The sequence below is a fragment of the Vibrio sp. PBL-C16 genome, assembly GCF_034321865.1.
Taxonomy (GTDB): domain Bacteria; phylum Pseudomonadota; class Gammaproteobacteria; order Enterobacterales; family Vibrionaceae; genus Vibrio; species Vibrio alginolyticus.
On the sequence record NZ_JAXLNY010000002.1, the window covers coordinates 603658 to 626074 of the forward strand.

A 22417-nucleotide genomic window follows, 5' to 3' on the forward strand; every position below is an offset into this window, starting at 1 on the left:
AGGTGTTTGTTCAATTAGCCGTCATTCGCTTCTTTCAGGGTAAGAAGCATAGCGCCGTAAAGCCCAACCAACTATCTTCCATAACATCACCGTCAAGAGTGTTGCGAGGTAGCCATCAATCGCATAATGCCAGGCTAAATGTACCGAACCGATTTGAATGATGACTGCGAAAGCGTAAGCAAAGTAGCCGATGGTTTTGTTGAGTCTATAAATTGATAGCGCCATCAAAACAGCAATGGAAACGTGCAAACTCGGCATTGCCGAAATGCCAGAGCCAATACCATTGGCATTCGCGATGTACTCATCCCAAAGATATTGCTGTGTAGGCAATGCCCACAATTGCCCAGCGTCTACATTGGTAAGATATTGGCTTTGGACTTCGAGCGTTTTCATCAGAGGAACAAACTGTTCATCTCCAGTGATAAGCTCCACATAACATGGGCCTGCTGAAGAAAGCAACGTGGCGAAGAAGACACCAAGAATCATCCAAGACAATGCGAACGTGAGTAAAAACTGTTGCCTTACCAACGGGTATTTTTTGTAGATAAGGAAAAAGATGAGTATGCCCCACATACAAAAAAACCATGCGTTGTAGGCTACATTTAGCCCTAATGAGGCCCAAGCATTGGAGAATAATGCATGGGTCAACTCCCACGGAGCAAACCCGAAGTGTAGCAACGAATCAATATTCGCAAAGGTCAGATCCCACTTGAATGGATTGATGATTGGAATCAGCGATTTCAAAAACGTGTGGTTAGAGAAAATCAGGTTGAGTGCCATCATCGAAACAAACACTGATACAGGTCGGTACAGCGGAAAAATAAGATGCTTCAGTTTTCGTATGAAGCGCTTTGCTGGCTGTTTTTCTTTGCGCAGTATGAGATAGAAATAATAGTAGATACACCAGCTTAAACCTGTGACATACAAAGCTTGTATGAGTGTTTCAAGGTAAGTGGTAAAAGAGTAATCGATAGGGAAATCGAGATACAAAGAACAAAGATAAATGACAGCAGTCGAGATAAAGCAATAGGTGTAGAAAATCCTATCGTTCAATAACTCATTCTTTACTGATGTGAGTAAAGCCGACGCTTTTTGCTGCCAGCTAAGGTTGAGCTCGTAATTGTTGTCTTGTTCCATTGATGATCCGTCATCTCTATCCTTCCAATATCATTAAGCTTAGTTGAGAAAACGGGCACTCGTATTTGAGTACCCGTGGTTTATCTGGATTCAATAGTTGGCGTATCAGCAGGCTACATCATGCCCGTGACAAGGCCTGCCGCCACAAAAAACACGATCATCCACAGAACCGAAAGGTTGAGCTTTTTGTGTAGATAGAAACCCGCAATCACTAACGCCATGTCGATGGGAGCAACAACTGCGCTGCTAAATACTGGCTGGTAAAGTGCCGCGAGTAGTAACCCTACTACCGAGGCATTTACACCGTTGATGGCGCCGGAGACCAGCGGTTTGCCTGCCAGTGCTTGCCAGTTTTTAAGAACGCCAAGCAGTAAAAGAAAACCTGGGAGGAATACGCCAAGCGTTGCGATCAGAGCGCCTAAAATTGGCGTATCCGAAAGCTCATAACCGATAAAAGTCGCAAAGGTGAACATTGGCCCTGGTACAGCTTGTGCAGCGGCGTAGCCTGTTAAAAATGCATCTTGGCTGAGCTGGTCGCCAACAATGTTTTGCAGAAGCGGCAGAACCACATGACCGCCACCAAACACTAAGCTACCAGCTTGGAAAAAATCACTAAACAGCCCAAGCAAAGGTAACGCATGAGCCACTAATGGTAAGCCGAGTAAAAGCACCGCAAATAGAGCCAATGGCACGATAGATGGTTTAAACGGCTCTGCTGATGGCGCGGAGTCTTTCTTCAGATATCGCGTACCGACAAAACCTGCTGCGATCAACACGAACATTTGCGTCATGATGCTTGGTGCCACCAGCAACGCAATCGCAGTCGCAACGCACAAACCCGCGGTCAGTTTACTTTGGCAGAAGTTTTTGTACATGCCCCAAGTCGCATCCGCCACGACGACGACTGCGAGCAGTTTTAGGCCGTGAACGATGTTTTGGAACACTGCGGTGTCGGTGATTTGGCTGCTCACCATCGCCAGCGCCAACATGATGACCACTGAAGGAAGCGTGAATCCGACAAATGCTGCGCATGCGCCACCTAAACCGCCACGTTTATAACCCAATGCAAAGCCAACTTGGCTTGAGCCCGGTCCCGGCAAAAACTGACTGAGCGCGACAATTTGCGCGTACTCGCTGTCATCAAGCCATTTCAGTTTCTCAACAAATGTTTGGCGAAAATAACCAATATGAGCCGCAGGGCCGCCGAAGCTGAACCAACCCAGCCAGAAAAAAGTTTTGAATATGGTGAACATGTCGAGCCTGTTTATCTAAAAAGCATTGTTGCTAATTTATCGAATGCTCTAAAATGACTCAAATTGATGATTTTAATTTCATCTATGAATGAAATGAAATGGGATGAGGATGTTGGAGTGAAAGAGGACATTCAGTGGCGCAACATTGACTTGAACTTATTGGTGACGTTTTCCTACTTGTATCGCTATCGAAGCGTTAGCGTCGCGGCAGAGAAAAGTTACGTTAGTCAGTCGGCGATGAGTCATAGTTTGTCTCGTTTAAGGTTGTTGTTTGACGACCCGCTTTTTGAGCGAAAAGGGCACAAGATGGAGCCCACCGAGCACGCTCACCACATCGCGCCAACTGTGCATCACTTGTTGGATTCTATCGCCAAAGACTTGCTCACTAAGTCTGCCTTCCAACCTAAAAATTATGCGGGTGTATGTCGCATTGGATTAACGGATTATGCCGAGTTTATTTTTGCTCCTCGGCTTTATGACGAAATACGCCAGCGCGCACCAGAGGCCCAGATCAGTTTTATTAACGTCAATCGTAGCAACTACGTGGCATTAACTGAGCACGAAAAGATCGATGTCATTATTGGCAGCATGCCAGTGTTGGATGACAACTTTGAGAGCTTGTACTTGTACACGGAAAAACACGTGTGTATGTGTGATAAACAGGCATTGAAAGGGGTAACACAGCTGTCTCTGGAAGCGTTCGCGAACATAGAGCAAGCTCTGGTAAGTCCCGATGGGAGCTTAAAGACACAAGTAGACCAAAAGCTTGCAGAACATGGCTTGAGCCGCAAAGTCACCGTGGCGTCGCGCAACTTTCTCACTATTCGGCATCTATTGAAAAAACGCGATCTCATTGCCATCGTGCCAGAAAAAATGGCATTGGCGGAGGGCTTTTCGGACGATCTCGTTACCGTTAAGCCGCCGATCGCCGTTGCGGATTTTGATATTGCTATGCTGTGGCATTCCAGCCGAAACAATGAAGACAAAGGCATTTGGCTACGCGAGTTGGTTTCTTCGACCATCACCTCTAAATGATAAACATTTGGGGCACTCATGGTGCTTAGAGTGATTTGTTGTTGAACTTCTTACTACCCGCTGAGTTATCGGCGTTATACCGAAACAGTACTGATTGAGCAAAATGAATGTCTTTGGTTGGGGGGGATGTTCCAGATTTAATTCATAAAAGAGATTAATGGAAAAGGTATCATTGAGTTGTACCACGTAGTTTAAGCTCTGTTTGCACGTATACATGAAGAGGTCGTAAGCGTCCATCTCGGTATTTTTCCACCAGTAAGTTCACTCCCTGAGTTCCCATCAACTCAGAGTGAATACGAATTGTAGACAACGGCGGAAAGGTAAAGCGAGCAGTAGGAATATCATTCATACTAATCAACGTAATATCCTCTGGTATCTTTAAGCCAAATTCATGGATTGCACGTACTATGCCAATCGCGATGGAGTCTGAATCAATGAATACTGCTTTCGGGAAGTCACCTTTGGCTAGCATCTCTTTCGCTAAGTTATAACCGGACAAACTAGAGCAGGCACAATAGTGTATATCTTGTTCTGCAACCACGCCTTTTAGATAGCCATAGTCCAAAAACACATTTTCACGAGTGTCAGCTGCGTCGTGCTTGTCTTGACCGCCAATATAACCGATGCGGCGGTAGCCTCGTTGCACAAAGAAATCAACTACTTGCCTACTGATTCGAATAAGGTCGACATCAACGCAATCATAAGGGCAGGTTGGATCTGAAAAGTTTATGTAGCAGATGCTATCGGCTAGACGTTTAGGTAATTTATCTACTACATTTTGGTCGACATTTCCGACTAAAAGGACACCTGTTATCTTTTTCGTTTCAACATCAATTTCACTGTTATAGCAATTGGTTAGCGTAATACCTAATTTGTCGCATTGCGTTTCAATCCCATGACGAATTGATAAGTAGTAAGGGTCATTCACCTCTGTTTCTTGTTTGTAGTTATATAAGGCTAAAAAGTGATGTTTTTGCTTAACTTCTTTGATGCCTTTCTTCGAGCTACTGGTGCGGTACTCCAGTTTTTCTGCAATTTCCAAAATGCGGTATTTGGTTTCTTCTTTAACGCTCAACGTTGGGTCGTTGTTCAAAACCCGCGATACGGTTGCAAGTGAGACGCCCGCTTCAATGGCGATATCTTTTAGCTTTGCCATGTAAATTTCCCGTCGGCACTGCTCACTGCCCAAGTGTGAGCTCAATAATCTGACTATTTTAAACAGCTACTTAGAGATGCACAAACCTTTAGTAAGACAGTCCTAAACACTTTAAATCAGCATATCAAGCCAACTTGTTTTCATGAAATAGACTCTATTGAGTAATAAATAAAGCTGTAAACGTAAGGATTATACTGCTGTAAAAATACTGAAAAACGCGACTGGTTTGGAAACTTGCTACTTGTGGTAACTCTAGTACTTAATAGGACTCGAGCTGTTTAGAGTTTAACCAAGCAAACGTTTTATTGTTCATGTTTATGTTTTGTGTCTCATTTTATAAACAAATCAATAGGAAAGTATTCGACTCTATTTATAATCTCCGCGCTTTTAAAAGCTGTCTAACAGTATGAAAAATTAGGAAATTATAATGAAAAAAGTATTGCCATTATTGGCTTTAGGTGCAGTGGTTGCTTCAGCATCAGTTCAAGCAAAAGGTGACTGGTATGTTGGTGCTGATTTGGTTAATTCAGATCTTAAAGTTAAAAGCTTGTCAAAAGATTTTTCTGCGACAGGTCTTAGCCTGGCTGTAGGTAAAGAGTTTCAATATTCAGAAAACTTCAAACTAGCTTTTGAAGGTGAGTACATATACTTTGGCGACTTTGAAGAAACATTTTCTTACATGGGGTGGCCGGTTAAATTTAGTGTTGATGCTTCTGCGTTCAATTTCAATGCGAAGCCTAAATACCAATTTGCAGGTACAGGCTTCTATGTTGGTGCGATTGCTGGCCTTGGTGTAATGAGTGTTTCTTATGAAGTGAAATCATCTAGCACTGTTACCGATGATGGTCGTGATGTAGGCTTTAACTACGGTGTTGAGGCTGGTTATGAGTTTTCTTCAGGTTTGGTTGTATCTGGTGGCTACCGTGCTTCTTCGGTAAGTATTGATGCCGAAAACGGTGGCAGCGAAGATTTTGATTTTGACAGCCTGTACGTTGGTGTTGATTACAAGTTTTAAGATCGTGTAAGCAAAAATATAGATACTAAAAAGGAGCCGTTAGGCTCCTTTTTTTATTAGATTATCAATCAACTCGTAATGATGCTCTTGCACGCCTGCAAGGTTGCCATATTTAGGTTGGTGGCGGTCATTTTCTTTTGCGTGTTGCCAACCAATGGTGTGACGCACAAAATGCTCTGCAAACGCATGAGATACTTCTAAGCAACCTGCCAGCACGGTATCAACATAACTTTGCATGATTGGGCTCTTTGCGCATGGTGGTAGTGGCTCGTCTTTTACGTAAACCCAAATGTCATGTTCTTGGTTAAAACTCGCATCTGTTTCGATTTGATCTGGCTGAAGTTGAATACGATGATAACCTCGCTCACGGCGGTCGAATTCTGCGAGCGCTTCTTCATTTACTTCGAGTAAAACGCCATTAACCTGTCCATCGCCTTGGTTCACCACTAATGGAGAGAGGCTGTAGCTGTCGTCAATCTTCCCCCAGTAGCGAACCAACCCATGTGCTATGACGGGAATGGCTTCTCCCGTTTGTCCGGTTAACTTACGCGACGCAGAATTAATCAAACTGCCATAGCCAAATATGTACATTGTCGTTGCATCCCTTAACTGATAGTTGTGCCTCTCATGTTTATACCTAACCCGCATCTGAAGCACAACTTTACCTCTTAAGTATAATCTTAATTATAAACATGTATTTTCTATGCATGTTTATGGTAGCATCAATATGTAGTTGAGTTAACCAGCATCGAGAGACGCTTGAGGGCAAGATAATGCTGAATATCACCGATAAAAAAGTAGAAGAAAAAATCCCCGCATGGCTGCGATTAGGCTTTCGGCCGTTTTTTCTGTTTGGGTCGATTTACGCCATTGTTGCGATTGCGTTATGGGTGTGGATGTTCCAAAGTGGGCCGCCAAGCGCATTGGCCGTGCCTGCATTGTGGTGGCACGTACATGAAATGTTGTTCGGTTTTTCAATGGCCATTGTAGTTGGCTTTGTACTGACCGCGGTACAAAACTGGACTGGCATTAATGGTACCAAGCATTACATGCTTCTGGCTTTATTTGGCTTGTGGTTAGTGCCCCGCATATTGCTTTGGACACCAGCACCGTTATGGTTAACCAGCAGTATCGAAGCGGTATTTTTACTGTTTGTCGCCTATGAGGTGGGCATTCGTGTGTATCGAGCCAAAGGTTGGCGTAATTTGTTTTTCGTTCCACTGTTTCTTTTGGCCATCTTTGCGAACTTTGCAAGCTACGCAACGATAAAAGGTATGCCGCCCTTTAGCTCTTCAGCGGTGTGGCAAGCAATGCTGTGGTGGTTTACCTTGCTGTTGTCAGTGATGGGCGGACGTGTGATTCCATTTTTTACTGCGCGTCGATTTAATTTCGAAAAAGCGCAACCATTGGCTTGGTTAGAGTGGTTCGCGAACTTGCCATTGGTAATGCTATTTGTGCTGAGCTTTTTCCCTGTGACGTTTGCAGAACTAGGTAGTCCTTTGATGTTGTTTGCAGGTGTTGCTCAGTTGGTGCGTTTTGTTCGCTGGAAACCTTGGTTAACCCTGAGCGAGCCTTTAGTGTGGTCGCTGCATGCTGCGTATTTGTGTTTACCACTAAGCTTAATTTTGCGAGGCGTCTGGGGAGATGCATTTGCCAGCCATAACCTCATTCACCTGTTTGCGATAGGTGCGTTAGGCGGTTTGATTTTAGCGATGATTACACGGGTGACGATGGGACATACTGGTCGCATGATCTACAAAGGACCAAACATTAGCCTTGCGTTTGCAGCGATTACCGCGGCAGCTTTGGTTCGCAGTTTCGCCGTGATCTTTGACCCAGCGAACATGATGCTGTGGATTGATATCAGCGGCGGATTATGGATTGTTGCGTTTGGGCTATTTGTGTGGCGCTTTGGTGTGATGCTTGTGACCCCTCGTGTGGATGGTCACCCCGGATAAGATTCTAATGTGAGTAGAGAAAAGAGGAGCCGCGTGCTCCTCTTTTGGTTTTTGTTCTTTATAGGTTTAGTGTTTACTCGTCTTCGTCGTCCGCTTTATTCGTGAGCCCCAAGCGTTTAAATAGCCACCACTCTAGACCAAAAATGACAATTAAGGCGATACAGAACCAGGTGAATGCCATGGTGGATTCCACACCTGGCATTCCACCAACATTGATGCCGAGTAAACCTGTTAAGAAGCTGGTTGGTAGAAAAATCGTTGCTACCAAAGTAAACAGATAACTGTTTTTATTGGTTTTCTCATCACGATGATGTTTGATCTCTTCTTGGAAAAGCGCCACTTCTCCAAGATAAAACTCAAGTGTTTCATTTATGCGCGTAATATTATTGTGTGCGAAGCGATATTGATGAGGTCTCAAAGCAATCAATTCTGATTCTGACTCCACAAGATCACGGATAGCGTACTGCTGAGGGCGAATAAAACGCTTGATAGAAATCAGTGCTTTTTGAGTCGCCATATGTTTGTACGTCGACTCATCATTCACATCGAACTGGTTTAGTGTTTCTTCAATCGTATCAAGGTAAATGTCTATTTTACTGTTTAATCCTTCAATGATCTGATGAAGTAAACTGGCAAGACTTTTTGGGCCTTTGTGTTCCGCTAATGCTTGGCGAATCTCCATGATCGCGCGTGATGGAATTTTACGAGTTGAAATGAGTGCGCCTTGAAAGTAGAGAATTCTAATACTAAGCATATCTTCTGGTGATGCATTGCCGTTCATATTGACGCCTCGTAAAATCAACATGAAGTTCTCGTCATCCAAAGGATGGAAAGATGGTCGGCTTTCGTCGGCTAATAGATGATCAACCGTAGCTCGAGGTACGTGGTTCTGCTCCAGCCAACCACGAATATCAGGATGCAGCCGTTCGCAATGGTACCAATGCTTAGCTTGAATTTGCTCTGCCGTGGTGGATTGTTGAGTTGCTTCTGGGGTTGAGAAGTCCCAATGTTCAATCATAAAACCCATTTTCTTTTCCTTGTCTGAGCCGATACCAAAATAACCTCAAGATACTTCTTTCGCGAGAATTGCATTGCCATACAGAGGCAATACTCTGAGTACGGTACTCTGAAGTCATTGATGCATTATTTTTCAAATGAGTATGATTGTATTTAACGCCAAATGTCTATGAATAGTTGTTCTTATTTGCAATCGAGTGGAGCGCACCAAGGTGTTGTGCTTAAACAACAAAACAAAAAGCCTGCAACTAAGCAGGCTTTATTATGGGGGAGGGAGGGGAGCTGTTAGCCAACTTGAGAAAGATTAACCACTTTCTGTTGTAGCTTTTTCTTTAAATAGTCCGTTAAGGCCTGTTTTTCTTCCTCGTTCATGTAAAGACCAAGCTTAGTACGGCGCCATAAAATGTCTTCATCGGTCATTGCCATTTCATGGTTCATTAAGTAATCGATCTCACGTTGGTAAACACCACCTGCTTGTGCCGAGAACGTTTGTCCTAAGTCAGCTTCACTTGTTGTGCCTTCCATTAAGTTCCAGGTTTGGGTACCAAACTGTGTGACATAACGAAGAATCAATGCTTCTGGCGCCCAAGTGTATTTAGCGTGAATTTGTTTAGCTAATTGTTCACGACTACAGCTGAAGTTACCACCAGGAAGGGTTTGGTTGGCCGTCCAGTCTTTACCCATTTCAGGTAGGAACGGAGCAAGTTTCTTCATCGCTGCTTCACCTAACTTACGGTAGGTCGTTAACTTACCACCAAAAACAGAAAGCAGAGGTGCATGGTCGTATTCCGCATCGAGCTCTAGCGTGTAGTCTCGTGTGATTGCTTGCGGAGAGTCAGATTCATCGTCACATAAAGGACGAACACCACTGTATGTCCAAACTACATCTTCGCGAGTCAACTGGTGGACAAAGTGTTGGTTTACGATATCAATGAGGTAATCGACTTCGTCATCTGAGATCGACACTTCACGTGGGTCACCTTTGTATTCCACATCTGTTGTACCAATGATTGAGAACTTATCTAAGTAAGGAATCATAAATACGATGCGATTGTCTTTGTTTTGAAGGATGTAGGCTTGCGGTTCGTTGTGGATACGAGGAACAACGATGTGCGAGCCTTTGATTAAACGAATGTTACGAGGAGAGGCTTGCTCTAATCCATCATCAAAGAACTGTTTTACCCAAGGCCCCGCTGCATTGACTAACGCTTTCGCTTTACGTTCGAAACGTTGGTCTGTCATCACATCGTGAATAGTAACGTGCCAGATACCACCTTCACGGTGTGCTTTTTCCACGCGGCAGTAGTTACGCACTTCAGCATGGTTTTCGCGAGCCGCAAGAACGTTCAGTAATACTAAACGCGCATCATCAACCCAACAGTCAGAGTATTCGAAACCCGTTTTCATCTCTGGTTTTAGCAAGCCAGATTTCGCAAGGTTGACAGTTTTACTGCCTTGCAGCGTCGTACGTTTACCCAAATTATCGTAAAGGAAAAGGCCACAACGAATCATCCAAGCTGGGCGTAGGAATGGGCGATGCGGTAAACGGAAACGCATTGGTAGTGCGACGTGTGGTGCTTTACGAAGAATAACCTCACGCTCTGCGAGCGCTTCCGAAACTAAACGAAACTCGTAGTGTTCAAGGTAGCGTAAACCGCCGTGTATCAGTTTAGAACTTGCTGAAGAAGTCGCAGATGCGAAGTCATTTGCTTCGTATAAGCCAACACTCAAACCTCGGCCAGCTGCGTCTGCTGCAATACCAGCTCCGTTAATGCCGCCACCGATTACGATCAAGTCTAAGGTAGTGGATGAGCTAGTAGTGGAAGCATTATTTTGTATACTCATAAATTTGACCCCTTGGTGAGCGAACGAGCATTTTAGAACATAATGTAATCCTAGCTCAGCTTTCGTTTGTGATCATCTATTATTTTCGTTTGTGAGCGTTTTGTGTGATTTAGACACAAAAAAACCTCTGTCTAATTAAGACAGAGGTCATTTGAGGGGGAGTTATACGATTGACGTTACTCGTTTTCGGAGTTTGATTCGTTAGCTTCAACCACTTCAAGTGGGATAGAAGCTTCCTTCAAAATTGACAAGATTTCTTCTGGTGGCTGCTTATTGGTAAAGATCATGTTGAGCTGTGCAATATTGCCTAGTTTTACCATAGCATTGCGCCCGAACTTGGTGTGGTCTACGGCAAGAAATACACTACGGCTATTGTCAATGATCGCTTGTTTGACCCGGACTTCGTGGTAATCAAAGTCTAATAGCGAGCCATCGAAGTCGATACCGCTAATGCCGAGAATGCCAAAGTCGAGACGGAACTGTTTAACGAAATCGAGGGTAGCCTCGCCAACAATACCGCCGTCTCTGCTGCGGACTTCTCCACCCGCTAAGATGACTTTGATTTCAGGGTTAGGGAAAAGAATGGTCGCAACATTGATGTTGTTGGTGACAACACGCAACTGTTTATGGTTTTTATTGAGCGCTCGCGCAACTGCTTCTGGTGTGGTGCCGATATCGATGAATAGTGTGGCACCATCTGGAATGTGTTTGACTACCTCGTCTGCAATGACATCTTTTTCATTGAAGTTGAGCGCTTTACGCGTGTTGTAAGATGTGTTTTCAGAACTGAGAGGAATAGTGGCTCCACCGTGATAACGACGAATTTTGTTGTCATCGGCGAGTTCATTGAGATCGCGTCGGATGGTTTGTGGGCTGACATTGAATCTTTCTACCAACTCATCCGTGCTGACATAGCCTTGTTTTTTCACCAGCTCAACAATCTGCTGGTGTCGAGGTATTTGCTTCACTTACCACTCCCTTGTGCATTGGTAACGGCCAATGCTTCAAATTCGAAGCTCTATTGTGCTCGAATTTGCTCGTTGTGAGAAGTAAGCGAGTTCAGGAATCGGGGATAAAGCGCAAAAAGAGCGCACAAATGGCGCTCTTTTTTCTTATGGAGATGAGATTAATCTTCTTCGTCGTGAAGTTCAGACCAGGTTTGTGCACATTTCACTGCACGTTTCCAACCCTTGTAACGACGATTGCGTTTTTCTTCATCATCGTGTGGCTCAAAGGTGCGATCAAGTACCGCTTTATTCTGCAACTCATCAATGCTATCCCAGTAACCAACGGCAAGGCCGGCAAGGTAGGCTGCACCAAGAGCGGTAACCTCAGTTACTTGAGGGCGGTGTACTTCTGTGTTCAATACATCGGATTGGAATTGCATTAGGAAGTTGTTCGCTACTGCACCACCATCGACTCGAAGGTTCGCAAGCTTAATGCCTGAGTCAGCTTGCATCGCATCCAGTACGTCACGAGTTTGATAAGCGATGCCTTCCAATGTTGCACGGATGATATGGTTTGAATTCACACCGCGAGTAAGGCCGACAATCGTGCCACGTGCGTAGGCATCCCAGTATGGAGCGCCTAAACCAGTAAATGCAGGCACGACATAAACGCCGTTTGATGTATCCACTTTTGTCGCGAAGTATTCAGAGTCTTCTGCACCGTTTAGGATTTTCAATTCATCGCGTAGCCATTGGATAGAAGCTCCACCCATGAATACGGCACCTTCAAGTGCATAAGCTGGTTCGCCTGCAGGACCACAAGCCAAAGTTGTTAGAAGACCATGTGTCGAAGTGACTTTTTCTTGGCCCGTATTCATTAGCAAGAAACAACCCGTACCGTAAGTGTTTTTCGCTTGGCCAGCTTCCACACACATTTGGCCGTAAAGTGCCGCTTGTTGGTCACCTGCGATTCCAGAAATAGGAATACGAGTACCGCCTTTACCACCGATGTTGGTTTTACCGTAAATTTCCGATGAGCGCTTCACTTCTGGCATCATAGATGCTGGGATGCCAAGCTCATCTAACATTTTTTGATCCCAACATAGATCGTTGATGTTAAACAGCATGGTACGCGATGCGTTAGTGTAGTCGGTTACGTGAACGCGACCTTGAGTCATCTTCCAAACTAACCAAGTATCGACAGTACCAAACAACAGCTTACCTGCTTCTGCGTCTTCTCGTGCGCCTTCAACATTGTCCAGAATCCATTTAACTTTGGTACCGGAGAAGTAAGGGTCAAGCACCAAACCAGTGTTGTCACGTACATAGTTTTCGAGACCGCGTGCTTTTAAATCTTCACAGATATCAGCAGTACGGCGACATTGCCATACGATCGCATTGTAAACGGGTTTACCGGTTTCTTTGTTCCAGACGATGGTCGTTTCACGCTGGTTAGTAATACCGATAGCCGCTAATTGGTCGCTACGGATGCCAGACTTAGCTAGAGCTTCTACTAAGGTAGAGCTTTGTGTTGCCCAGATCTCCATTGGATCATGTTCAACCCAACCAGCTTCTGGATAAATCTGAGTAAATTCGCGTTGCGCGACGCTTACGATGTTCGCATCATGATCAAGAATCACAGCGCGAGAGCTTGTTGTACCTTGGTCTAGGGCAACAATGTATTTTTGCTCAGTCATGGTAAGAATCCTTTTGTTTCGTTATTTATATTTTAGTAAATGTTCGAGTTACGTCAGTTTTAAGCTCTAGCTTCTTCTGTTTCTTCTTCCGTCTCACATTGGTTTGGAATCGTACAACCGTGGCCTTGTTGTGGAAGGTAAGCTGCAATCGCTTTTGGATACAACCAACCACCAAAACACGCACCTGCAATCGGAGCAAGTAAAGGCACGATAAAGTAAGGAATGTCTTTAGCACCTGTCAGAGCGTAATCCCAACCTGCGAAGTAAGCGAACAGCTTCGGTCCAAAGTCACGAGCAGGGTTCATAGCAAAGCCTGTTAGTGGGCCAAGTGAACCACCGATGACGGCAATCAAAATACCGATCAATAGAGGGTTCATTGCGCCACGTGCCGCGCCGTTATTTTCATCGCCCAGAGCCAGAATCGCAAACATCAGTACAGCAGTGATAACGAATTCCACAGCAAAAGCACCAAAGAAAGAGAGAGAGGCATGCGGATAAGTCGAGAAGATACCAGCAGTTGCTAGTGCATCTTGGCTGCTGCGAACGAAGTTATGAGCGATTTCGTAGTCGGTGAAAAGGTTGCTGTATAAGCTGTATACCAATGCAGCAGAACAGAATGCCCCAAGCATTTGAGCGATAATGTATGGCACCACTTTCGCCTTATCAAAACCATGGAACATAGCAAGTGCGATGGTAACGGCAGGGTTGATGTGTGCACCAGAGACGCCAGCCGTACAGTAAATAGCGATGGCGACACCGAAGCCCCATACAATACTGATTTCCCATTGTCCAAATGATGCGCCTGTTAGAACTAAGGCTGCAACACAGCCTACGCCGAAGAAAATAAGTAGTCCTGTACCGATAAACTCGGCCAAACATTCTCCGAGCAGAGAGGGGTGTTTGTTCGTTGTCATGTTAAAAGTCCTTTGATCATTTTTGCCTGTCTAGCACGATACTATTGTGCATATATAAACGTTTGCGAAAACAAACGAGCGTTAAAAATGAGCGTTTGAGCATAAATTTGTTAATCAAAGTCTTCGTTTTTGTTAAATGGCGCATCTTTTAACCGGAAAAGAACACAACGAAAATAATTTATTTGTCACGAGGTCAGTGTTGAGAGCGCTCAAATTACCGATGTGAAAAAGAATGCACAACTGGTAAGAGGAGTTTTGTGAAGCTGCTACGTGCTTGGAGATTTATTACACAGAACTTGTGTAGCAGTTAACCCTAAAGGAGTAGGAGAATGTCAAATGTATCAAGGGCTAGCAGTGATATAAAAAAATACGCTGTCATGTTTGGACTTTTAGAAAAAATCGTCATCCCATTGATACCAATAGGATGAGTTGAGAAGAGAATAAACGCTGTTAATGTCTTGTGTTTGTGAATCATTGCTTCGGCTTGTATTCAAATAAAAATTGTTTTTTTTATTTCGTTTGATGCTAAACGTGATCGTTTTTCAGCTTTTTAGTTATTAGTTGGTTCGGAGCGAGTAGGGCAGGCGTAAATCGCCCTTTTTACGGTTAGTTTATGTTCTAATTCGAGCCTTTGTTTCAAAGGTTTCGAATTAGAATGCTCAAGTGAGAGGTTTGAATATCAGTTTCATATTAACGAATCTTGAGTAAAGTTGAACGATGATCTAATTAATGCTCATATAATTTACTGTATTTACTTATATTTAATCCATGTGCAACATTTGTCACAGAAATAAAATCCTAACTCCATACAATTCATGAACTTTCGAACGAAGATTTATTTTGTTTCGTTCGCTCCTTTTGTGTTTTTACCATCGCATACAAAATAATGAGGTTCCTATGTTTGGAATATTCAAACCTAAGGCGCACATTGATCGTCTGTCCCCTGGCAGCATCGATAGCACCTACTCTCGCCTCCGTTGGCAACTCTTTATCGGTATCTTTGTTGGCTACGCCGGTTACTATCTAGTTCGTAAAAACTTCAGTTTGGCGATGCCTTATCTTATCGAGCAAGGCTTTAGCCGCGGAGACTTAGGTGTCGCCTTGGCAGCTGTTTCCATTGCATATGGTCTCTCTAAGTTTCTAATGGGCAGCGTTTCAGACCGCTCCAACCCTCGCTATTTCCTTAGTGGCGGCCTATTGATGTCTGCATTAGTGATGTTTTGCTTTGGCTTTATGCCATGGGCGACTGGTAGCGTCACTGCGATGTTCATTTTGCTTTTCTTGAACGGTTGGTTCCAAGGGATGGGGTGGCCTGCTTGTGGCCGAACCATGGTGCACTGGTGGTCACGTAAAGAGCGTGGTGAGATCGTTTCGGTTTGGAACGTGGCGCACAACGTGGGTGGCGGTTTGATTGGTCCACTATTTATTCTTGGCCTATGGGCATTTAACGATGATTGGCGCACTGCATTTTATGTTCCTGCATTTTTCGCCACGTTGGTTGCTGTGTTTGTTTGGATGACGGTTCGCGATACCCCTCAGTCTTGTGGTCTGCCTCCTATTGAAGAATACAAAGACGATTACCCAGATGACTATGACAAGTCCCATGAACAAGAAATGACAGCGAAGGAAATCTTCTTCAAATACGTCTTCAACAACAAACTTCTTTGGTCGATTGCAATTGCAAACGCATTTGTTTACCTAATTCGTTACGGCGTACTGGACTGGGCACCTGTTTACCTAAAAGAAGCGAAGGATTTCTCGGTAGATAAATCGTCATGGGCTTATTTCTTATACGAATGGGCTGGCATTCCCGGAACACTATTGTGTGGCTGGATCTCTGACAAATTGTTCAAAGGTCGTCGTGCACCTGCTGGTATCTTATTTATGGTGCTAGTGACAGTTGCAGTGATGGTTTATTGGTTTAACCCTGCGGGCAACCCAACAGTAGATATGATGGCGCTTATTGCAATTGGTTTCCTAATCTATGGTCCGGTTATGCTGATCGGTTTGTACGCACTTGAACTCGCTCCGAAGAAAGCCGCAGGTACTGCCGCTGGTCTTACTGGTTTGTTTGGATACCTGGGTGGGGCAGTTGCCGCAAACGCGATTTTGGGCTACACCGTAGACCACTTTGGCTGGGATGGTGGCTTTATCATCTTAGTGGGTTCTTGTATTACTTCTATCGTGTGTTTGATGTACGCCTTCTTAGGTGAGCGTGCGCACCACGAGCAAAAAGAGCGCGAGAAGGAAGCGCTAGCGTAATATTTGTTTAAAGAGGCAGTGGAATACTGCCTCTTCGCTTTATCAAGGAAATAACAATGAAAACAAAGTCAGTATGTCTTACTTTTTTAGCACTTAGCCTCTCTGCTGGTGCGATTGCGAAGCCGCTTGTCATTGCGCACCGTGGCGCATCGGGCTACTTGCCTGAGCACACGCTAGAAGCCAAAGCACTTGCTTACGCAATGAAACCTGACTACATAGAGCAAGATGTGGTAATGACGAAAGATGACCAGTTGGTCGTGTTGCATGACCATTATCTCGATCGCGTAACGGATGTTGCGGAGCGTTTTCCTGATCGTGCACGTAAAGATGGTCGTTATTACGCGATTGATTTCACTCTGGCGGAAATCAAATCCTTGCGAGTAACTGAAGGCTTTAATATCGATGACAAAGGCAACAAAGTAGCGGGCTATCCAACCCGATTCCCTATGTGGAAATCTGATTTCACCGTGCCGACGTTTGCTGAAGAGATTGAGCTGATCCAAGGCTTAAACAAAACGCTGGGTTATGACATCGGTATTTACCCAGAAATTAAAGCGCCTTGGTTCCATCGTCATGAAGGTAAGGACATTTCTAAAGCAGTACTTAAAGTCTTGAAGCAGTACGGTTACGGCTCTCAAGACGACAAAGTCTACCTTCAGTGTTTTGATGCGAATGAACTTCAACGCATCAACAGTGAACTCATGCCTGCAATGGACATGGACTTAAAGCTCGTTCAGCTTATGGCTTACACGGACTGGAACGAAACTATGGTGTACAAAGGCGACAAGGCAACACCATACAGTTATGACTGGATGTTCGAAGCCGACGGAATGAAGAAAGTAGCGAGTTACGCGGAAGGAATTGGACCTTGGAAGCCGATGCTGGTGGATGATAAGTCAACCAAAGACAATATCATCATCAAGCCGTTGATGAAGGCTGCAAAAGACGCTGGCTTGCAAGTGCATCCATACACGTTCCGCGCCGATCCAGGACGCATTCCAGCGTACACTGACAGCTTTGAAGGCATGATGGATGTGTACTACAACCAAGTAAAAGTGGATGGTTTGTTTACTGATTTCCCAGATAAAGCGGTCAGCTTTTTAAATCAGTAATCACGCATTTTGCTGTAAGCTAAAAAATCCCCCAACAGTTTCCTGCTGGGGGATTTTTCGTAGGGTTAATTCACGAATGAATTAGTTGTTTTTATGCAGTTCGCTGTTCAGTTCAACCGCGCTCTTGTTAGCAAGACATTCGATTTGACCTGTTACAGAGTTACGACGGAACAGTAGGTCAGAAACACCAGCAAGGTCGCGTGCTTTCACTACTTCTACCTCTTGGCCTGCAGAATCTAGCATGCGCACTTTAGAACCAGCAGTTACGTATAGACCTGATTCGATAGTACAACGGTCACCCATTGGGAAGCCAAGACCTGCGTTTGCGCCTAGTAGCGAGTTTTCACCGATAGAAACAACAACTTTACCGCCGCCAGATAGAGTACCCATGATAGATGCGCCACCGCCGATGTCAGAGCCATTACCAACCACTACGCCAGCAGAGATACGACCTTCAACCATGCTCACGCCAGTTGTACCTGCGTTGAAGTTGATGAAGCCTTCGTGCATTACCGTTGTGCCTTCGCCAACGTGTGCGCCAAGACGTACACGAGAAGTGTCAGCGATACGAACGCCAGTTGGTACCACGTAGTCCACCATTTTAGGGAACTTATCTACGCAATCTACGCTTAGTGCACGACCCGCTAGGCGAGCTTCGATTTGACGCTCTGCTAGTTCAGGTAGGTCGATTGGACCTTCGTTAGTCCATGCGATGTTGTGTAGTAGACCGAAGATGCCGTCTAGTACCGTACCGTGTGGTTGAACTAGGCGGTTAGAGATAAGTTGAAGTTTTAGGAAACCTTCAGCAACGCTTTGTGGCTGCTCGTCAGTTGCAAGAATAACCAGTACAAGTGGTTGTGCTGATTCTGCTGCTTTTGCTGCGAAAGATGCGTTTGCTGCATCGCCGTTTGCTTCAAATGCTGCTGCTAGTTCTGCGCTTTGGGCTGCAGAGATCTCGATAGCTTGGTTGCCTTGCTCGTAACCTGCTACTGCTGCTAGTGCGTTAACAAGCGCTTCGCTTGGGTTAAGAACTGGGTTTGGGAAAAACGCTTCGATGATTTTGCCGTCGCGGTTTTTAGTTGCCGTACCAAAGGCTAGAGAGAAGAAAGCCATAGTTGATCTCCATGTGTTGAGTCTTGTGTCTCGTCTGTTCACTGACAAGAAATAATTAAGTTGTCAGTCATCATAAAGAGAGTGTTCGGGAGTTTAAAGAGGGGAAATGGAGAAAGTCCGTAGATGGATACCTTTTGTCTTTTTAGAGATATGTTTGTCTGATGAGAAATGTGTCGCAAAAGCCTTCTCAGACCGGTTTGGGGTAAAGACAAAGTGAAGTTGGAGAAGGGGGCATAGCAAAAAATAAGGGGAGGACCGAAGTCACTCCCCCTACACTGGGTTTGTTGGATTTACTGGCTTTGGATAGTAAAGCGATAAATCGACTTAGAGGCTTAGCTCACCGACCTCCACAGCAAGTGCAACCGTTGCCCCTACCATTGGATTGTTGCCCATACCGATAAAGCCCATCATCGCTACGTGTGCTGGTACTGAAGAGCTACCTGCGAATTGTGCATCGGCGTGCATGCGACCCATGGTATCGGTCATACCGTAAGAGGCAGGACCTGCCGCCACGTTATCTGGGTGTAGAGTACGACCAGTACCACCGCCTGATGCCACAGAGAAGTAAGGCATGCCTTCACGGTTACGTTCTGCTTTGTAGATGCCTGCTACTGGGTGTTGGAAGCGAGTCGGGTTGGTTGAGTTACCAGTGATGCTCACATCCACTTGTTCTTTATGCATGATAGCCACGCCTTCACGTACATCGTCTGCACCGTAGCAAAGGATCTCACCACGTGGACCTTGGGAGAAACGGCGACGTTCTACTTCCACTAACTCACCAGTTTGGTAGTTGTATTGAGTGCGTACGTAAGTGAAACCATTGATGCGTGAGATTAGGTAAGCGGCGTCTTTACCTAAACCATTCAGGATCACTTTTAATGGATTTTTGCGTGATTTGTTGACGTTCAATGCGATTTTGATTGCGCCTTCTGCCGCTGCGAATGACTCGTGACCGGCAAGGAAAGCGAAACAGCCACTTTCTTCATTCAATAGACGAGCCGCCAATGCACCGTGACCGATACCCACTTGGCGTTGCTCTGCCACGCTGCCGGGTTTAGTGCAGGCTTGAAGGCCTTCACCGATAATGTTTGCAGCTTCTTCAGCTGTTTTTGCCCCGCGGAAAATCGCCAAAGCAGTGCCCAGTGTGTAGGCATCGGCAGCGCTTTCAAACGCGATAGGTTGAGTGTCCATCACTAGTGCTTTAGGGTCGATACCACGATCCATACAGTATTGGTAAGCCTCTTCCAGAGAAGAAAGTTGCATTTCGTCTAATGTGCGACGTACAGATTCAGTAATTGGAGTGTTCATAATCTCTTTCCTCTTGGTGGCAATTATTGTTGGCGTGGGTTAATGGTCGTTACGGCTTCGTCAAAACGACCGTAAGTGCCCGTTGCTTTGTCTGCGGCTTCTGCAGCAGATACGCCTTCGTTGATGGCTTTCATCATCTTGCCGAGGTTGAGATATTGGTAACCAATCACTTCTTTGTTTTCGTCTAGCGCGAGTTTTGTTACGTAGCCTTCAGCCAACTCCATGTAACGCACGCCTTTTGCTTTAGTTGAGTAACTAGTACCCACTTGGCTACGTTGAGTTTGACCAAGGTCTTCCAGTGCCGCACCAATTTCCAAGCCGCCTTCAGAGAAAGCAGATTGAGTACGACCGTAAACAAATTGAAGGAAGATTTCGCGCATCGCGACGTTAATAGCATCACATACCAAGTCGGTATTCAGTGCTTCAAGAATGGTTTTGCCAGTTAGGATTTCTGCGGCCATCGCGGCTGATTGAGTCATGCCTGAACAGCCGATCGTTTCGATCAAAGCTTCTTCGATGATGCCGTTTTTGACGTTAAGAGTCAGTTTTGCTGCACCTTGTTGAGGAGCACAAGCACCAACGCCGTGGCTAAGACCAGAAATCGCGATAACGTCTTTTGGATTGATCATTGCGCCTTCAACAGGGATCGGTGCAGATGCATGAAGATCGCCGCGTTGAATCGGGCACATTGATTGGATTTCGTGTGAGTATTGCATAGTGTTTTCCCAGTGTACGATATCCAGCCTATTTGTCAGACTCAACGGCGTTGACTGCTCTTATTCGCTCCATCAAATAGAAAACTATGTTCAGGAGGTTCATGCGTTTGTCGCCTTGTTGAGTTAACAACTATTTTGGATATCTTTTTAATTTTTGAGAAAACAGGAGCGGGGTTGGAGAAGAGTTGAATTGCTCACTACAGAACTCTCGCTTTCACAACATAAGCGAAAGCACTTCCAACAGGGCTGACCTGTTTTCGTTTCTGTAGGAGTCATTAGCTTTAACAGCGGTTCGAATCTTTCGATTCCGGTGGAACCCCATCACCGAACCCATTTAGACTAGATCTAAGTCACACTAATCTGCAACATGAAATTTAGAGCAATTTGGGATATTAAATCGGTTCTTTATATTCTCAGAGATATATGGAGATAAACGGAAGGAATAAAAAAACGCCGCATAATGCGACGTTTTTTCTAAACAAATTAGAGGCTTATGCAGCGTCTTCTTGCTCGCTATCTTCTTCAACAGCTTCAAGCTTCTTTGCTTTTTTTGGTGCAGGTTTACGTTTTGCACCCAGAGCGTAAAGCACTTCTTCTTTGTTTTGCGCAAGGTACATTGCAAGATCTTCTTGCTTACCTTCGTCTTCTAGAAGTTCACTTTTACCCAGCAGTGAGAATAACTCGTCTGCCATATCCAGCATTTTGTCGTATGCGTCAGCTTCCGCTTTAGAGGTAAAAGTCATTTTCTCTTCTCCATTGCGTTCTACCACGTACTTGACGATTACAGCCATGGTTGGTCCCCTAATTTGGTGTATTGATACTGGCTTTTTATACAGTTTTTGACCAATCAAGTCTAGCGACAAGCCTCAGAATGAGAGACACGTACAACTAACTGACTAGCATTTAAACTATCTTGGTTTCACTTTGCGGGTTTGTCCGTCAAAGGAAGGTTTGTTGGTCGCTCCCAATCTTGGCAAAATTCGATAAACGTTTTGAGCAATGGGCTTTGATATTTCTCTTTATGAACTAGTAACCAGAAGCGACGTTTCATATCTAAAGGCATGTCGAGCAGTTTTACGCGGCCGTCGCGAATAGCAGGTTCTGCAGACAAGCGTGACAAGCAGCCTAAGCCCAGCCCAGCAGATACTGAGTTGATCAACGCTTCGGTGGTATTGAGCTGAAAAGCTTCATGCCAATGTTCCAAGCGCGGTGCGACAACGCGCATAAAAAATTCGCGTGAACCAGATCCTGCCTCTCGCAATATCCATTCACTGTTTTCTAGCTCGGTTAAGTTTACTGGCCCTTCGTGCGCGGCTAGGTAATCGGGCGCGCAAATCACGCACATTTCATCTTCGCTAAACTGGGTAGACTGCAATTCAGGGTGAAGTGTTTTGCCTTCAATGAGGGCTATGTCTAACTCGTAATCGGTCAGCATGTCGCAGATTTGTGCGGAGTTAGAAATGAACAGGCTTTGAGAACGATGGTTCGTTTGCTGACGAAATTCGCTAAGCAAATAGGGCGCGACTTGGTTACCAATGGTGTCGCTGGCACCAATGCGAAGTTGGCCCGATAGCGCTTGGTCACCATCGAAAATGCTCTCGATGTCCTTGGCTCGGTTGAGTAATTCGTCCGCCAGTGGTAGCAGTTTTTGACCTTCTTGGTTCAAAATCAGTCGGTTATTAACACGATCAAATAAGTGATGGCCGATCTGTTTTTCTAATTCTGAGAGTGCCATGCTCACTGCGGCTTTCGATAAAAAGAGACTATCAGAAGCTGCTGTGAGCGTTTTGTGCTGCGTGATCGTCGTAAACACTTTCAGTTGTTTAAGAGAAATGTGACTTGCCATACCCCACCGTTAAGTAATTCTGAACGTTTGTTTTAAATAATTAGATATATCGGAACGAAGTGCAAGCGTATTATACGTCCCATCAA

At 44.9% G+C, this 22417-nt stretch carries 19 protein-coding genes and 1 riboswitch; of the genes, 5 read left to right on the forward strand and 14 right to left on the reverse strand.

All coding sequences use genetic code 11. From position 1 onward, the window contains the following. Positions 1-21: 21 nt before the first annotated feature. Together UQW94_RS11070 and chrA are read right to left on the reverse strand one after the other, a co-directional pair. Positions 22-1137 (reverse strand): phosphatase PAP2 family protein, encoded by a 1116-nt coding sequence (locus UQW94_RS11070; protein WP_154205074.1) that lies wholly within the window; start codon positions 1135-1137, stop codon positions 22-24. Between the two features lie 113 nt (positions 1138-1250). Then, the gene (chrA, locus tag UQW94_RS11075; protein WP_005386469.1) at positions 1251-2390 is read right to left on the reverse strand and encodes a chromate efflux transporter; all 1140 of its coding nucleotides are present in this window, start codon (positions 2388-2390) and stop codon (positions 1251-1253) included. A gap of 117 nt (positions 2391-2507) precedes the next feature. Here chrA and UQW94_RS11080 point away from each other — a divergent pair, with 117 nt between their 5' ends. Then, positions 2508-3425, forward strand: a complete 918-nt coding sequence (locus UQW94_RS11080; RefSeq protein WP_416153102.1) for a LysR family transcriptional regulator — start codon at positions 2508-2510, stop codon at positions 3423-3425. Positions 3426-3594: 169 nt separating this feature from the next. Here the strand turns inward: UQW94_RS11080 and ebgR are convergent, their stop codons facing one another. Further along, positions 3595-4581 carry a transcriptional regulator EbgR gene (gene ebgR / locus UQW94_RS11085; RefSeq protein WP_005386475.1) on the reverse strand — a complete coding sequence of 329 codons (987 nt, stop codon included), beginning with the start codon at positions 4579-4581 and terminating at the stop codon, positions 3595-3597. 427 nt (positions 4582-5008) lie between these two features. Between ebgR and UQW94_RS11090 the strand changes: the two genes are divergently transcribed. Beyond that, entirely contained in the window at positions 5009-5596 is a 588-nt protein-coding gene (locus UQW94_RS11090) for an outer membrane beta-barrel protein (protein WP_005386477.1), read from the forward strand. A 39-nt stretch (positions 5597-5635) separates the two neighbouring features. On the opposite strand, the gene UQW94_RS11095 is transcribed toward UQW94_RS11090, so the two are convergent. Next, positions 5636-6187: a gamma-glutamylcyclotransferase family protein gene (locus tag UQW94_RS11095; RefSeq protein ID WP_005380184.1), complete on the reverse strand. Its 552-nt coding sequence runs from the start codon at positions 6185-6187 to the stop codon at positions 5636-5638. A gap of 182 nt (positions 6188-6369) precedes the next feature. Here UQW94_RS11095 and UQW94_RS11100 point away from each other — a divergent pair, with 182 nt between their 5' ends. Then, positions 6370-7554 carry an NnrS family protein gene (locus UQW94_RS11100; RefSeq protein WP_005386487.1) on the forward strand — a complete coding sequence of 395 codons (1185 nt, stop codon included), beginning with the start codon at positions 6370-6372 and terminating at the stop codon, positions 7552-7554. A 73-nt stretch (positions 7555-7627) separates the two neighbouring features. On the opposite strand, the gene UQW94_RS11105 is transcribed toward UQW94_RS11100, so the two are convergent. The 5 genes from UQW94_RS11105 to UQW94_RS11125 all read right to left on the reverse strand — a co-directional run bounded on the left by UQW94_RS11105 (position 7628) and on the right by UQW94_RS11125 (position 13974). Next, positions 7628-8581 carry a CorA family divalent cation transporter gene (locus tag UQW94_RS11105; protein WP_005386489.1) on the reverse strand — a complete coding sequence of 318 codons (954 nt, stop codon included), beginning with the start codon at positions 8579-8581 and terminating at the stop codon, positions 7628-7630. Between the two features lie 275 nt (positions 8582-8856). Next, positions 8857-10416: a glycerol-3-phosphate dehydrogenase gene (glpD, locus tag UQW94_RS11110; protein ID WP_017636005.1), complete on the reverse strand. Its 1560-nt coding sequence runs from the start codon at positions 10414-10416 to the stop codon at positions 8857-8859. 176 nt (positions 10417-10592) lie between these two features. Next, positions 10593-11384 carry a DeoR/GlpR family transcriptional regulator gene (locus UQW94_RS11115; RefSeq protein WP_005380192.1) on the reverse strand — a complete coding sequence of 264 codons (792 nt, stop codon included), beginning with the start codon at positions 11382-11384 and terminating at the stop codon, positions 10593-10595. A gap of 158 nt (positions 11385-11542) precedes the next feature. Further along, positions 11543-13060, reverse strand: coding sequence for a glycerol kinase GlpK (glpK, locus tag UQW94_RS11120; RefSeq protein ID WP_005380193.1), 1518 nt, complete (start codon positions 13058-13060; stop codon positions 11543-11545). Positions 13061-13119: 59 nt separating this feature from the next. Continuing rightward, positions 13120-13974: an MIP/aquaporin family protein gene (locus tag UQW94_RS11125; RefSeq protein ID WP_005380195.1), complete on the reverse strand. Its 855-nt coding sequence runs from the start codon at positions 13972-13974 to the stop codon at positions 13120-13122. 897 nt (positions 13975-14871) lie between these two features. Here UQW94_RS11125 and glpT point away from each other — a divergent pair. Both glpT and glpQ read left to right on the forward strand, forming a co-directional pair. Next, positions 14872-16236 (forward strand): glycerol-3-phosphate transporter, encoded by a 1365-nt coding sequence (gene glpT, locus UQW94_RS11130; RefSeq protein ID WP_005380199.1) that lies wholly within the window; start codon positions 14872-14874, stop codon positions 16234-16236. 56 nt (positions 16237-16292) lie between these two features. Continuing rightward, entirely contained in the window at positions 16293-17348 is a 1056-nt protein-coding gene (gene glpQ, locus UQW94_RS11135; RefSeq protein ID WP_025768218.1) for a glycerophosphodiester phosphodiesterase, read from the forward strand. 81 nt (positions 17349-17429) lie between these two features. On the opposite strand, the gene dapD is transcribed toward glpQ, so the two are convergent. The 5 genes from dapD to UQW94_RS11160 form a co-directional block, all read right to left on the reverse strand. After that, positions 17430-18461: a 2,3,4,5-tetrahydropyridine-2,6-dicarboxylate N-succinyltransferase gene (gene dapD / locus UQW94_RS11140; RefSeq protein WP_005391708.1), complete on the reverse strand. Its 1032-nt coding sequence runs from the start codon at positions 18459-18461 to the stop codon at positions 17430-17432. 324 nt (positions 18462-18785) lie between these two features. Beyond that, positions 18786-19769, reverse strand: coding sequence for a GGGtGRT protein (locus UQW94_RS11145; protein ID WP_005427312.1), 984 nt, complete (start codon positions 19767-19769; stop codon positions 18786-18788). Between the two features lie 23 nt (positions 19770-19792). Further along, entirely contained in the window at positions 19793-20485 is a 693-nt protein-coding gene (locus UQW94_RS11150) for an iron-sulfur cluster assembly scaffold protein (RefSeq protein WP_005386501.1), read from the reverse strand. Between the two features lie 259 nt (positions 20486-20744). Continuing rightward, positions 20745-20820: riboswitch (Fluoride riboswitch) on the reverse strand. Between the two features lie 156 nt (positions 20821-20976). Continuing rightward, on the reverse strand, positions 20977-21276 hold the full coding sequence (locus UQW94_RS11155) for a YebG family protein (RefSeq protein WP_005386503.1): 300 nt from the start codon (positions 21274-21276) through the stop codon (positions 20977-20979). A gap of 128 nt (positions 21277-21404) precedes the next feature. Then, positions 21405-22331 carry a LysR substrate-binding domain-containing protein gene (locus UQW94_RS11160; protein ID WP_322142236.1) on the reverse strand — a complete coding sequence of 309 codons (927 nt, stop codon included), beginning with the start codon at positions 22329-22331 and terminating at the stop codon, positions 21405-21407. Positions 22332-22417: the final 86 nt, after the last annotated feature.